A 13,789-nucleotide genomic window follows, 5' to 3' on the forward strand; every position below is an offset into this window, starting at 1 on the left:
CGGGCGCGTCTCCGCGCCGCGCGGGAGCTCTCGTCTCTCACTGTCCGCCAGGCCTGGGGCCCGGCGCCAAGTCCTATATGTCGCCGCCGACGTGCCTGCCCACCGGTTCCGCTTCGCCGCCGCGCGTGATGTCGCGGTCAAGGCCGAACGGATCGGCGGGCTCACCGGTGTGAACGTCCAGCGGGCCCTGCGCCAGCCTGGTCACCTCGGGGGGCACCGGCGGCGCGAAGTCAGCCACAAGACGCAGTCCAGTGAGAACGTCGTCGGGTCGAACGGCAGGAGTTTCGTGCCGTACAACCATGCGAAGTATGACACATGGCTGACTGGACGCCTGACCTGCTGTTGTCTCAGTTCTCTCAAATACCCCGAGGCTCAGCACCGCTTCACGTGCGTCGAAGCGTCGCATCCCCTTCTTCGTAAGGCGTTCGACCTCGATGTGGTCCGTGGCGACGAATTTCTCGGCCGCGGCCCCGGCGAGGGCGAGATCGGCTCCTGGCAGCCGCAACTCCCACGCCGAGCACTCCATCTGGTCGGCCAGGCTCGCGGAGCCCGCCTCGACGACGTCGAGCACGTCGAGACCGGGCGGCAGCGAGGCGTCCAGGGCGGCTCGCAGCCGCTCGGGGTCACACTCGCGCGTCACGCTGATCTCGAAGTACTCGGCCTCGCTGGCGACCCCGGTGGGGGCGGCCGCTCCCACGTAGGAGATCTTCGGGTGGGGCGAGAAGCCCGCGCTGAACGCCACCGGGACGTCGGCTCTCCGGACCGCCCGTTCGAGGGCCCGGGTGATGTCGCGGTGACTGGTGAAGCGCAGGCGGCCGCGCTTGGCGTAGCGCACGCGCAGGCGCTGCACCACGGGCGCGGGCGGCGGCCCGTCGGGAGCGGGTTTCAGGGTGGTGTCGTCCTTCCCAAGTCGTGGTCGTCGTTTCGAAGGGAGCGGTGCTCACGCACCGCCCACCTCAGACAACCGTCAGTGGCAGCAGCTTCTTCCCGGTGGGCCCGATCTGGATCTCGGTCCCCATCGTGGGGCAGACGCCGCAGTCGTAACACGGGGTCCAGCGGCAGTCCTCGACCTCGACGTCGTTGACCGCGTCCTGCCAGTCCTGCCAGAGCCACTCGCGGTCGAGACCGGCGTCGAGGTGGTCCCAGGGCAGGACCTCGTTCTCCTCGCGCTCGCGCGTGGTGTACCAGTCGACGTCGACGCCGACCTCGGCGGCGGCGTCCATCCAGCGCTGGTAGGAGAAGTGCTCGCTCCAGCCGTCGAACCGGCCGCCCCCCGCCCACACAGCGCGGATGACCTTCCCGACCCGGCGGTCCCCCCGGGAGAGCAGGCCCTCCACGATCGAGGGCTTGCCGTCGTGGTAGCGAAGGCCGATGGCACGGCCGTAGTCCCGGTCTCCGCGCAGGGCCTCCTTCAAGGCCTTGAGCCTGCGGTCGACCGTCTCGTGGTCGGCCTGGCCGGCCCACTGGAACGGGGTGTGCGGCTTGGGGACGAAACCGCCGATGGAGACCGTGCAGCGGACGTCGCGCGACCCGGTGGCCTCGCGGCCCGCCTTGATGACCTTCTTGGCCAGGTCGGCGATGCCCTGGACGTCGGCGTCCTCCTCGGTGGGCAGGCCGCACATGAAGTAGAGCTTCACCTGCCGCCAGCCCTGGGTGTACGCGGTGGTGACCGTCCTGATCAGGTCTTCCTCGGTGACCATCTTGTTGATCACCTTGCGCATCCGCTCGGAACCGCCCTCGGGAGCGAACGTCAGGCCCGAGCGGCGGCCGTTGCGGGAGAACTCGTTGGCCAGGTCGATGTTGAAGGCGTCGACCCGGGTCGAGGGCAGCGACAGGGAGGTGTTGGTGCCCTCGTAGCGGTCGGCCAGCCCCTTGGCGACCTCGCCGATCTCGGAGTGGTCGGCCGAGGAGAGCGACAGCAGGCCGACCTCGTTGAAGCCGGACGCCTTGACGCCCGCCTCGACCATGTCGCCGATCGTGGTGATCGAGCGCTCGCGCACCGGACGGGTGATCATGCCGGCCTGGCAGAACCGGCACCCCCGGGTGCACCCGCGGAAGATCTCCACGCTGAACCGCTCGTGCACGGTCTCGGCCAGCGGGACCAGCGGCTTCTTGGGGTAGGGCCACTCGTCCAGGTCCATCACGGTGTGCTTGTGGATCCGCCACGGCACGCCCGACCTGTTGGGCGCGACGCGCTGGATCCGGCCGTCGGCGTGGTAGTCGACGTCGTAGAACTTCGGCACGTAGACCCCGCCGGACTCGGCCAGCCGCATCAGCAGCCCGTCGCGCCCGCCGGGCCTGCCCTCGGCCTTCCACTCGCGGATGACCTCGGTGATCGCGATGGCGATCTGCTCCCCGTCGCCCAGCACGGCGGCGTCGAGGAAGTCGGCGATCGGCTCGGGGTTGAACGCCGCGTGACCGCCGGCCAGCACGATCGGGTCGTCCTCGCCCCGGTCGGCCGCCTCCAGCGGGATGCCCGCCAGATCCAGCGCGGTCAGCATGTTGGTGTAGCCGAGCTCGGTCGAGAAGGAGAGCCCGAGCACGTCGAACGCCCGTACGGGCCGGTGCGCGTCGACCGTGAACTGGGGCACGCCCTCGGATCGCATGAGCGCCTCGAGGTCGGGCCAGACCGCGTAGGTCCGCTCGGCCAGCGTCTCCGGCAGCTCGTTGAGGATCTCGTAGAGAATCTGGACGCCCTGGTTGGGCAGCCCGACCTCGTAGGCGTCCGGATACATCAGCGCCCAGCGGACCGTGGCCTCGTCCCAGTCCTTGACGGTCGAGTTGAGCTCACCTCCGACATACTGGATCGGCTTCTGCACCCTGGGCAGGAGCGCTTCCAGGCGGGGAAACAGCGACTCGACAGACATGCCACCAAGAATATCCGCCTGGAGAGGGTGCCACAGGCGGTCGTCGCCCGCTCACGGCGAGCCGGGCCGGTGACGCGGCTCCTCACGGGCGGTGCGAACGCGCAACAGGCGCGGAAACAGTCACCGCAGCGGCTGCCTGCGCATGTGGATCGCCTGGAGCAGGCCGAAGGCGATCATGTTGGCGAAGGTGGCTGTGCCGCCGTAGGAGACGAACGGCAGGGGAAGGCCGGTGATCGGCATGATCCCGATGGTCATCCCGATGTTGACGAACGACTGGAAGGCCAGCCAGCACACGATCGAACCGGCCATCAGCGCGCCGAACCGGTCGTCACACTCGCGCGCGATCCGCGCCCCGCGCACCAGGATCACCCCGAGCAGCGCCACCACGGTGACCGAGCCGAGGAAACCGAACTCCTCCCCCGCCACCGTGAAGATGAAGTCGGTGTGCTGCTCGGGCACGAAACGGCCGGTGGTCTGGCCACCCCCGAAGAGCCCCTTGCCGAACACCTCCCCCGACCCGATCGCGATCAGCGACTGGGTGCTGTTGTAGCCGACGCCGCGCGGATCGCTGGCCGGGTTGAGGAACGCGGTGAACCTGGCGATCTGGTACGGCTCCAGGACGTCGAGGAACCAAACGGCCACCCCCGCGCCGATCACGCTGAGGGTGAGCCCGGCGATCCAGCGCTTGCGGACCCCCGCCACGACGATCGTGCCGGCGGTGATCACCCCGATGACCATCGTGGTGCCCAGGTCGGGCTGGAGCATCACCAGGCCCATGGTGAACATGGACACCACCAGCGCGATCACGACGTCGAAGCCGCGCGGCCGGTCGGTGCCCCTGACGGGCTGGGCCAGCAGCATGGCGAGCATCAGCACCAGGCCGAGCTTGGCGAACTCCGACGGCTGGAACGCGAAACCGCCGCCCAGCATGATCCACGAGTGGGCGCCGTTCACGGTGCTGCCGAGCGGCGTGATCACCAGGATCAGCCCGACCAGCGTCGCGCCGTAGATCAGCGGCGCGAAGACCCGCAGCGCACGGTGGTCCACCATCGCGGCCGTACCGGCCAGCACCGCACCGATGACGAGGTTGAGGATGTGCTTCTTGACCAGTCCCGTGGAGCCGGCCGCCCACGTCCTGGTCGACGACCAGACCAGCATCGTGCCGATCACCGCCAGCGCGGCGACGGCGACCAGCATCAGCCCGTCCATCCGGCCCACCGTGGAGGCGGCCGCCACCGTCCGGCCGGCCAGGGACGCCCTCGGTGGCGCGGCCGCCCGGTTCACGCCGCCTCCCCGGCGGACGTCACCGCCGACGCCGTCGCGACGGTCACCACCGGCACCCTCGCCGGCCCCGCCGCGGCGGACACCGCGACGGGCACACCCGCGGACACCCGCGCGAACGTGCCCTCCGGCACGGTCACCGTCATCACCGCCACCGGCGTCGTCGAGGTCGTCATCGCGACACCGTCCCGTCCTTGGCGATCACCGGGAGCGCCCTCGCCGGGCGCCCGCCCGGCAGCGCCGAGGAGGACGGCTTCCCGTCGGGCTTGAAGCCGTAGATGCCCTCGTAGATCTTCCGTACCGCCGGAGCCGCGGTCTGACCGCCCATCCCGCCCTGGGACACCATGGCGACGATCACGAACCTCGGCTTGTCCGCCGGGGCGAACGAGGCGAACCAGGACGTGTCGGCCTTGCCGTAGACCTCGGCGGTGCCGGTCTTCCCACCGATCTTGACCTTGTCCATGGGAAACCCCGCGAAGGCCCCGGCCGCGGTGCCGTCGGAGGCGACCTCGCTCAGCGCGCCCTTGATGTAGGCCCGCTCCTCCCGCGTGATCGGCAGCCTGCCCACCACCGGCACCTTGATCTCCTTGACCTTGGTGCCGTCGGGACGCACCAGCGCCCAGCCCACCCGGGGGCTGCGCAGCTTGCCGTCCCCGACCAGCGCCGCGTAGGCCGCCGCCAGCTGCAGCGGCGTCACCAGCACGTCGCCCTGCCCGATGGAGAAGTTGGCGGCGTCACCCGGCCGCCACTGGAATCCCTCCAGGCAGTTCTCGTACGCCAGCCGCTTGAGGAACGCGGCCCTGCTGGGACTGCTCTTGGCCACCTCCGGATAGCCGGTCTTGGACCGTTTGCAGTTGTCCTCCTTGGTCACCGCCCAGAGCGCCTTCTTCCACGCCCGGTCGGGGATCCTGCCCGGTGACTCGCCCGGCAGGTCGATGCCCGTGGGACGGCCGAACCCGTAGGCGCGCGCCATGTTCGCCATCGGCTCCTTGGGCCTCCCCTTGGGGTTGAGCCCGCCGTCACGCAGCCACTGCTCGTACGCCGCCCGGTAGAAGATCGTGTCGCACGACTTCACCAGCGCCATGTGCAGGTTGAGGACGCCCAGCCCGATGCCGCGGAAGTTGTTGAACGGCCGGTCGCCCACCATGAAGGACCCCGGGCAGTCGTACTTGCCGTGCAGCGGGTAGCCGTCCTTGAGCATCGCCGACACCGACGACACCTTAAACGTCGAACCGGGCGCGAACTCGCCCTTGATCGCCCTCGACACCAGCGGCTTGCCGGTCTTGCCGGACAGCAGGCGCTGGTACTCCGTCTCGGAGATGCCCCCGCTCCAGACCGCCGGATCGTACGTCGGCGCGCTGGCCAGCGCGATCACCCGGCTGGTCCTCGCGTCCAGCACCACCGCCGCCGCCCCGTCGGCCTTGGGCGCGCCCTTCATCGCCTCGGCCAGGGCCTTCTCCGCCAAGGTCTGCACCCTGGCGTCGATGCTGGTGATGAGCGTGTCACCCGGGATCGGCGGCACGTGCCGCTCCACCCCGATGACCTTGCCGAGCCGGTCGACCTGCACCCGCCGCATCCCCGGCGTCCCCCGCAGCGGCACGTCGTAGACCGACTCCAGGCCGTCCCTGCCCACCAGGTCGACGCCGGAGAACGCCGCCCTGAGCCCGTCGCGCCTGTCCAGCTCCTCCTGCGTGATCGGCTGCAGGTAGCCGAGCGCCTGCGCGCCCGCGCCCTTGCGCGGATACTCCCGCACCGCCTGCACCTCGGCCGTGACCCCGGGGAACTCCTCCTGCCGCTCCAGGATCTGCAGGGCCTCGCGCGTGGTGACGTCGACGTCGATGGGGATCGGCTGGTACGGGGACCCCGGCCAGCAGGGGCGGGCGATCCCGGGGCCGCACGCCCTGATCCGCTCCCGCAACTCGGTGGGACGGCGGCCGAGCACGCCGGCCAGCCTCTGGAGCACCTCCTCGCCGTTGCCCGCCATCCGGTTCAAGCGCGTACGGTCGACCGAGACCACCAGCGTGGTCCGGTTGCGCACCAGCGGACGGCCCGTCGCATCGAGGATCTGCCCGCGCACCGCGGGAACGACGACGTCACGCGTGCGCGTCTCGGTCGCGGCCTTCACGTACTCCGTACCGCGCACCACCTGCACCTGCCAGAGCCGTACGGCGAGCAGCGCCAGCATCGACACCACCAGCACCTGCACCACGACCAGCCGCCCCCGCATCAGGCCCATGCCCCATCCTCCCCGCGCACCCGGCCGGAACCCCCGACCCACGAACCGCCCGGCCCCCCGCTCCCCTCGCGGCGAGACCCGCCGCGACCCCACGGCGTACGAGGCCGCGTACGTGGCCTCATAGGCGACTCCGCATGACGTGCCGGGGCACCCGGACAGGGCGCGACTCCGGCCCTCGGACGAGCCTTCGCGCCATCCACACCACGGGGGGCGCGGCGAGCAGGTTGTAGGCCATCGCCTGCGGCAGCACCGTCGTCAGCATGGAGACCCCGGCCCGCGGATCCCCCACCAGGGCCCCGGTCACCAGGGCGACCACGGGACCGGCGACCGCGCAGGTCATCGCCGTGAGCGGCTCCGCGCCCGGCCGGCTCTCCACCGCGCGTCCCGCCATGAAACCCATGAGGCAGAGCACGAGCGCGTTGTGCCCGAGCAGGTGCGCCGCCGGCGGCAGCAGGTCGCTGACAAGCCCGGCGGCGAAGCCCGTGACCGCCCCCGCGGCTGCCCCGCGCGCCAGCGCGTACCCCACCACGGCGAGCAGCACCAGATCCGGCGCGGCATGCCCGGGCAGCGGCAGCCTGTTGACGACGGTCACCTGAACGATCATGATCCCCAGGAGCAGCAGCCCGAAGGCCGCGTTGCGGCCCATCCCGTCAGGCCCCCTCTCGCCGGCCGCGAGGAGCCTCCGCCTCACGCGGGCCGGAGTCGGGCGGACGTGGCGTGGACCGCTCCGGCGTCGAAGCCTTCTTCTCGCGCGGACCGGGCGGGAGCACCGTGTCACGCGGGTCGCGGTGCGGCGCCCGTACCACCACGCCGACCACGTCCAGCGCGGTGAGATCGGCGGACGGCCGCGCGTACGCGATGCGGGTCAGCTCACCCGGCGTGGCCTCCACCCGCTCCACCACCCCGATCGGCACCCCCGCCACGTACGGCGCGCCACGCTGGGAGCCGAAACTCACGATGCGGTGGCCCGGGGTGATCGGCGCGGTCGAGTCGAGCAACCGGAACCGGACGAGGCGGCCGTGCTCCCCCACGCCGTGCACCACCCCGATCTCGTTGCTGCCCTCCAGCCGGGCCCCGGCCGCCGAGGCGGGGTCGCTGAGCAGGACCACCGTCGAGGTGGACGGGCCCACCTGGACCACCCTGCCGACCAGGCCGTCGGCGTTCAGCACGGTCATCTCCGGACGCACCCCGTCGGCGCGTCCCACGTCGAGTTCGACGGCGTCCTCGAAACCGGGGGCGCCGCGCCGGGCGATCACCTGGGTGGGCAGGATCCGGTATCCGCCGGTCCCCGCGACACCGAGCAGCCTGCGAAGCTCCCGGGATCGCCCCCGATCGAGGCTCTGCGCCGCCAGGTCGTGCCTGAGCCGCTGGTTCTCCGCACGCAGCCGCTCGATGCGGGCGCGCGCCGAGGGAGCCCCGGCCATCGTCTCGAAGAACTCGCCGACCGGTCGCACCAGCCCCGCCCCCGCGCTCTCCGCGGCGCCGAACAGCGTCGTGCCGGCCGTCCTGAGCGGGCCGAACGGTGACTCCGTGACCGAACGGTGGTCGATGGTCACGAGCACGAGCGCGGCGGCCAGCAGCAGCCCCAGGTTGACCCGTGCCCGTCGGGTGTCCTTCATCAGTGCCGCGGCTCGGGAACCAGGACCTGCTGCAAGGCGTCGAAGTCCTCGACGCACTTGCCCGAGCCGAGCGCGACGGAGTCGAGGGCGTTGTCGACGAGGTGGATCGGCATGCCGGTCTCGGCCTTCAGCCGCTCGTCCATGCCCTTGAGGAGCGCCCCGCCCCCGGTGAGGGCGATCCCGCGGTCCATCAGGTCTCCGGAAAGCTCCGGCGGGCACTTGTCGAGGGTGGTCTTGACCGCGTCGACGATCACGTTCAACGGCTCCTCGATGGCCTTGCGGATCCCCGCGGCCGACACCACGATCGTCTTGGGCAGGCCGCTGACCAGGTCACGGCCCCGGATCTCGGCATGGCTCTCCTCGGGGAGCATGCACGCGGAGCCGATGGCCATCTTGATCTCCTCGGCGGTGCGCTCGCCGAGCATGAGCGAGTGTTCCTTCTTGGCGAAGGCGATGATCGCCTGGTCCATCTCGTCGCCGCCCACCCTGATCGACTGGCTGGTGACCACGCCGCCCATCGAGATGATCGCCACCTCGGTGGTGCCACCGCCTATGTCGATCACCATGTTGCCGGTGGGCTCGTGCACCGGAAGCCCGGCGCCGATCGCGGCGGCCATGGGCTCCTCGACGATGTAGACCCTGCGCGCGCCCGCCTGGTAACCGGCCTCCTTGACCGCCCGCTGCTCGACCCCGGTGATCCCGCTCGGCACGGCGATGATGATGCGCGGCTTGGCGAAGTGGCGGCGCTTGTGCACCCGCTGGATGAAATAGCGCAGCATGCGCTCGGTGACGTCGAAGTCGGCGATGACGCCGTCCTTGAGCGGGCGGATGGCCACGATGTTGCCGGGAGTACGGCCTATCATCCGCTTGGCCTCGATACCAACAGCCACGATCTTCCCCGTCGCGGTGTTGATCGCTACGACGGACGGCTCGTTGAGCACGATCCCGCGACCCCGTACGTACACGAGAGTGTTCGCGGTGCCGAGGTCGACCGCCATGTCGCGGCCCAGAAAAGCAAGATTGCTGCCCATGAGGAAGGCCGGCCTCCTTCCGTCAGGTCGTCGGCGAAAACTACGGAACGCACTCGAATCGTAACGTGACGTACCCACCATTGAGCGCAATGAGGCGGCCTGCCGCAGCAAAATCTTGGGTTGGCCGAATACACCGGGCCCCGCCGTCCACAAGGACGGCGGGGCCCGGCAAACGCGGCGAAAGCGTGCGTTTAGAAGCGGTCCGGGAAGAAGATCTTGATCTCCCTTGCGGCGGACTCGGGAGAGTCGGAGCCGTGGACGACGTTCTCGCCGATCTCCAGGGCGTGGTCGCCGCGGATGGTGCCGGGCGCGGACTTGACGGGATCGGTGAGGCCGGCGAGACCGCGGAAGGCCTCGATGGCGCGCGGCCCCTCGAGCACCAGCGCGACCAGCGGGCCGGAGGTGATGAACTCCACCAGCTCGCCGAAGAACGGCCGCTCGGAGTGCTCGGCGTAGTGCACCTTGGCGGTGTCGACGTCCAGGGTGCGCAGCTCCAGCGCCACGACCTTCAGACCCTTGCGCTCGACACGGGCGATCACATCGCCGATGAGACCACGTGCCACACCGTCGGGCTTGATCAGGACAAGGGTGCGCTCGGACACTGAAGTTCTCCTTTGAACACGTATGGGTCGCGGACTGCGGTAATCGCGCGAAGTTTACCGTCCTTCGCGCGATTCCCCGTGGTCGGCGAGGTCACTGGAGGGCGGGCCCGTTCCCCGGGCCGTCCTCGGGCGAGGGCGCGGGCGGTGGCACCACCACGGGCGGCGCGACGACCTTCTCCTGCTCGGTCTCCGTCTCCGGCTCGGGGTCGCGCTCGGGGACGCGGTCGGGCTCGTGCCGGGGCCTGGGCCTGCCGCCCTTGCCCGCCCCGTGCCCGCCCCCGCCGACGGCCATGGACCCGCTCATGGATTCGGTCGCCGCCATGGGCCCGGCCTCGGGATCCGGACGGACCTGCGGCTGCGGACCGGCCGCGGCCTCGGACCGCGGCCGCACCACCGCGTGTCTCACCTGCCCGGCCTGCCCGTCCCGTTCCGGCTGCCTGCTCTGCCCGGCCTGCTTGGACTGCCCGGCCTGCTTTGTGGATCCAGTCTGCTTGGGAGGAGCCTGCTTGGGAGGTCCTGACGCCGTCGCGGCCGGCCACGCGCCGCCGGCGAGATCGACCTCCCGCGCCGGGGAGGGCACCAGCCCGGAGGCGGAACCCGCGCCGGACGAGGTGCCGGACGTGCCGGCCAGGGTGTCCCGCGCATCTCTCACGTCCCTCGCGTCCCCCGTATCCCAGGTGCTCGCCGGGGTGCCGGGCCGGAGGCGTGCCAGGACGGCGCCGAGCACGATCACCACGAGCACCAGGCCGCCCCCGATCAGCGCCCACAGATGCAGGGCGTCCACGAACCCGTCGACCAGAGCCTGCGGGGTCGTGGCCTCCTCCAGGCGGGTGACCTGGACGCCGCTGCCCAGCAGGAAGCCCACGAGCACCGCGGGGAAGAACAACGACAGTGCCAGGAGCGCGGCCCCCTCGCCGCAGGAGCGCAGCGCGCCGGTGAGCGCCACCGAGGCACCGCCCGCCAGCAGCGCGAACGGAAGGATCAGCGGGAGCCCGCCCGGGGCGGGAAGGAACAGCCGCACGGCGCACAGCCCCGCGACCAGCACCACGAGCCCGCCCGCGGTGACCATGGGCATGGCCAGGTGACCCAGCCGGTTCGCCAGCGTGGCGGACAGGAGACCCACCAGCGCGGCGATCGCGAAGGCCGGCCACAGGCCGGACAGGCCGGGGCCTCCCAGCCCGCCGAGCTCGACGTAGGTGATCTGGGCGGCGGTCGGCAGGGCGACGACGCCGACCGCGACCATCACGTAGGCCGGCGCCCGGCCGACGGCGCCCTTCGAGGCGCCGGAGGAGGCCAGGGCCAGCAGGACGACGACGGACACCAGCGCCGCTCGGATCACCAGGCTCGGAGACCAGTCGAACGTGCTGCCCAGGGCGAGGGCCGCGACGCCCGCGGCGGGCACCACCACCCACAGCGTGCGCCCGCGTTCCGCGACGGCCCGCACGGGAGCGGCGCTCTCGCCTTCCCTCAGCCACAGCACCAGGTAGAGCGCGGCGAGCACGAGCGCGACCCCGGTGAGCATCGGGTACGGCTGGAGGGTGACCCGCCAGGAGTCGACCTGGTCGAGGGGCCACAGGGCGAGCGCCTGGGCGGCCAGGAGGCTTGTCGTCAACGCGGCCGCCCACACGGCCCTCAGGAGCACCGAACGCCCCCACACGGCCATCAAGGTGGCCGGGACCAGCAGGCCCGCACCGATCCCGTGCAGGACCCGCAGGACCCCCACCAGCGCCGTGGACCCGGCGTACCCACCGGCCGCGTCGGCGAAGGCGAGCAGGGTCAGCCCCGCGACCATCATCGGGGCCGCCCTCATCCGGTGCGCGGCCACCGCCGCCACCGGCACGGTCAGGACCATCGCGGGTAGCGCCAGCCCGTGCGCCCTGATCATCGCTATCTGCGAGATGTCCGGCGGCAGGAGGGCGGCGACCACCGAGATGGTGTTGGGGATGGCGACGATCGCCAGCGGCAGCACTACCGCGACGAGCAGTCCGAGGACGACGTCGAGCATCAGGGAGACACGGAGTGCGCGCACCAGGCCCGTGGGCCCGGTGGACACCGCCCGAGTCGGCTGGATGGGAGGGACGGCCATGTTGGCCGACTTTAGCGAGAAGTCACGCCCTCGACACGGCGAGCGACGAATATCGCCGTGATCCACAGCGCGGCGAAGATCGCTCCGAGGAAGAACATGGTCGGGACCATGAGGCCGGACGCGATGGCGAGCACCTGGATCACGCTTCCCGCGACATAGGCGAAAGGCCGTTTGAGCAGGCCAATCACCACCACGCAAAGGAGCGCCAGGCCAAGGCCGACGGTGGCCGCGACGGCCGGTTCGATCCCCTGCGTGTTGATGGCGACCGGCGTGAACAGGCCGACGACTATCGCCTCCATGCCGAGCACGCTGGCGCAGAGACGCCTCATCCCCGGAGTGACCGTGATCATTTTCCGCTCCTCCAGAGTCGCCTCGGCCATGTCCCGCCCGCCGCGTTCACCGTGTCCGGCCGGCTCGTCCCGCTGTGTCGCCCCACTGCGCTTCGTTCTCTCACCGCGTCGTGCCCGCCCGGCGCGTTCCGCCCGGGCACCGCGTCTCGTCGCTCATCCCGCCCCGGCCGCTCACCGTGCCTCGTCCGCCTTGAGCAGGAGCCGCGCGTCACCCGCGGTCACCACCGACCCGGTGATCAGCACCCCCGCCCCGCTGAACTCGCCCATGGCGTCGGCCAGGCCGATCGCCCGATCGATCGCACTGTCCAGCCGCTCGACCTGGTACACCCGGTCAAGACCGAAGATCTCCTCGGCCAGCGCGGCGAGATCGTCCACGTCCATGGACCTCGGCGAGGAGTTCCTGGTCACCACGATCTCGTCCATCATCGGTTCCAGCAGTTCCAGGATGCCCTGGACGTCCTTGTCCTCGAACACCGCCACCACGCCGATGAGCTTCGCGAAGTCGAAGGACTCCTGTACGGCCTCCAGGCTGGCCCGCATCCCCGCCGGGTTGTGCGCGGCGTCGACGACCACCGTGGGCCCCCGGCGAACCACCTCGAGCCTGCCGGGCGAACGCACCTGCAGGAACGCCTGCCGCACCAGCTCCGCGTCGAGAGGCTCGTCCCCGCCGGTCAGCGCCTCCACCGCGGCCAGCGCGCAGGCGGCGTTGCTCGCCTGATGGGCACCGTACAGGGAGAGCAGAATGTCCTCGTACGTTCCCTTGAGCCCCTTGAGCCGGAGCAGTTGCCCACCGATGGCGAGCTCCCTGCTCAGCACGCCGAACTCCAGTCCCTCACGTGCCACGGTGGCACCGGTGTCGGCCGCCTGCCTCATCAGCACCGAGGCCGCGGGAAGCTCCTGTTGCGCCAGCACCGCGGTCGCACCGGGTTTGATGATGCCGGCCTTCTCCCCGGCGATCGTCTCGACGTCGGGCCCGAGGTAGTCGACGTGGTCGAGGGAGATGGGCGTGATGACCGCCACGGTGCCGTCGGCGACGTTGGTGGCATCGGTGATGCCCCCCATTCCCGTCTCGATGACCGCGACGTCCACCGGAGCGTCGGCGAAGGCGGCGAACGCCATCGCGGTGAGGGTCTCGAAGAAGGAGAGCCGCCGCCCCTGGGCGTCCACCATCTCCAGGTAAGGCGCGATGTCCTCGTACACCTCGACGAAACGCTCCTCGCTGAGCGGGGCACCGTCCACGCTGATGCGCTCGCGCATGGAAACGAGGTGAGGGCTGGTGAAGCGGCCGACCCGCAGGTTGCGCTCGCGCAGGAGTGCTTCGATCATCCGGGTCGTGCTCGACTTGCCGTTCGTGCCGGCCACGTGCACCACGGGGTAGGAGTGCTGCGGAGAGCCGAGCAGATCCACGAGCGCGGCGATCCTGTCAAGGCTGGGCTCGAAGTTCCACTCGACGCCACGCTGCATGATCGCTTGTTCAACCGCTCGATAGTCCACGTCTCCAGCCTACTGACGTCTTGGGCGGGTTCCGGACAGGGCTGTAAAGGCTGGTGCAACGCGGACCCCGTGCCGCATAAAACTCCACAGGCCGAGAAGTCAACGCCTTGGGTGAGCCTCTTGGCAGTGCCTTGGGTGAGCCTCTTGGCAATCAAGGAACCTCGGAGAAAAGCGAGAGGCCTCGAGACTCTCTCCCGATGGGGTTTCCCGTTGGCAAGGCCCC

The 13,789-nt window shown here is 70.8% G+C and carries 12 protein-coding genes; all 12 read right to left on the minus strand.

Annotation, left to right across the window (positions count from 1 at the left end):
• Nucleotides 1–73 precede the first annotated feature (73 nt).
• The 12 genes from AB0G15_RS34250 to AB0G15_RS34305 all read right to left on the minus strand — a co-directional run bounded on the left by AB0G15_RS34250 (nucleotide 74) and on the right by AB0G15_RS34305 (nucleotide 13,536).
• Nucleotides 74–853 carry a TIGR03936 family radical SAM-associated protein gene (locus AB0G15_RS34250; RefSeq protein WP_362847973.1) on the minus strand — a complete coding sequence of 260 codons (780 nt, stop codon included), beginning with the start codon at nucleotides 851–853 and terminating at the stop codon, nucleotides 74–76.
• 103 nt (nucleotides 854–956) lie between these two features.
• On the minus strand, nucleotides 957–2,867 hold the full coding sequence (locus AB0G15_RS34255; protein WP_362847976.1) for a TIGR03960 family B12-binding radical SAM protein: 1,911 nt from the start codon (nucleotides 2,865–2,867) through the stop codon (nucleotides 957–959).
• Between the two features lie 120 nt (nucleotides 2,868–2,987).
• Nucleotides 2,988–4,151, minus strand: a complete 1,164-nt coding sequence (gene rodA / locus AB0G15_RS34260; protein WP_362847979.1) for a rod shape-determining protein RodA — start codon at nucleotides 4,149–4,151, stop codon at nucleotides 2,988–2,990.
• Nucleotides 4,148–4,324, minus strand: a complete 177-nt coding sequence (locus tag AB0G15_RS34265) for a hypothetical protein (protein ID WP_362847981.1) — start codon at nucleotides 4,322–4,324, stop codon at nucleotides 4,148–4,150. Before AB0G15_RS34265 ends, rodA begins: the two co-directional genes overlap by 4 nt.
• On the minus strand, nucleotides 4,321–6,384 hold the full coding sequence (gene mrdA / locus AB0G15_RS34270; protein ID WP_362847983.1) for a penicillin-binding protein 2: 2,064 nt from the start codon (nucleotides 6,382–6,384) through the stop codon (nucleotides 4,321–4,323). The genes AB0G15_RS34265 and mrdA overlap by 4 nt, the downstream gene beginning before the upstream one ends.
• Before the next feature lie 118 nt (nucleotides 6,385–6,502).
• Entirely contained in the window at nucleotides 6,503–7,030 is a 528-nt protein-coding gene (gene mreD, locus AB0G15_RS34275) for a rod shape-determining protein MreD (RefSeq protein WP_362847986.1), read from the minus strand.
• A 4-nt stretch (nucleotides 7,031–7,034) separates the two neighbouring features.
• Nucleotides 7,035–8,003: a rod shape-determining protein MreC gene (gene mreC, locus AB0G15_RS34280; protein ID WP_362847989.1), complete on the minus strand. Its 969-nt coding sequence runs from the start codon at nucleotides 8,001–8,003 to the stop codon at nucleotides 7,035–7,037.
• A complete protein-coding gene (locus AB0G15_RS34285) occupies nucleotides 8,003–9,034 on the minus strand; it encodes a rod shape-determining protein (protein ID WP_362682449.1) in 1,032 nt (343 codons plus the stop codon). Before AB0G15_RS34285 ends, mreC begins: the two co-directional genes overlap by 1 nt.
• Nucleotides 9,035–9,225: 191 nt before the next feature.
• Entirely contained in the window at nucleotides 9,226–9,636 is a 411-nt protein-coding gene (gene ndk / locus AB0G15_RS34290) for a nucleoside-diphosphate kinase (protein ID WP_329084418.1), read from the minus strand.
• A 91-nt stretch (nucleotides 9,637–9,727) separates the two neighbouring features.
• Nucleotides 9,728–11,722 (minus strand): hypothetical protein, encoded by a 1,995-nt coding sequence (locus tag AB0G15_RS34295; protein ID WP_362847992.1) that lies wholly within the window; start codon nucleotides 11,720–11,722, stop codon nucleotides 9,728–9,730.
• 11 nt (nucleotides 11,723–11,733) lie between these two features.
• Nucleotides 11,734–12,072, minus strand: a complete 339-nt coding sequence (locus tag AB0G15_RS34300) for a DUF4233 domain-containing protein (protein WP_362847994.1) — start codon at nucleotides 12,070–12,072, stop codon at nucleotides 11,734–11,736.
• A 171-nt stretch (nucleotides 12,073–12,243) separates the two neighbouring features.
• Nucleotides 12,244–13,536 carry a folylpolyglutamate synthase/dihydrofolate synthase family protein gene (locus AB0G15_RS34305; protein WP_362847996.1) on the minus strand — a complete coding sequence of 431 codons (1,293 nt, stop codon included), beginning with the start codon at nucleotides 13,534–13,536 and terminating at the stop codon, nucleotides 12,244–12,246.
• Between the last annotated feature and the right edge of the window lie 253 nt (nucleotides 13,537–13,789).

This window comes from Streptosporangium sp. NPDC023825 (assembly GCF_040639575.1).
Lineage (GTDB): Bacteria > Actinomycetota > Actinomycetes > Streptosporangiales > Streptosporangiaceae > Streptosporangium.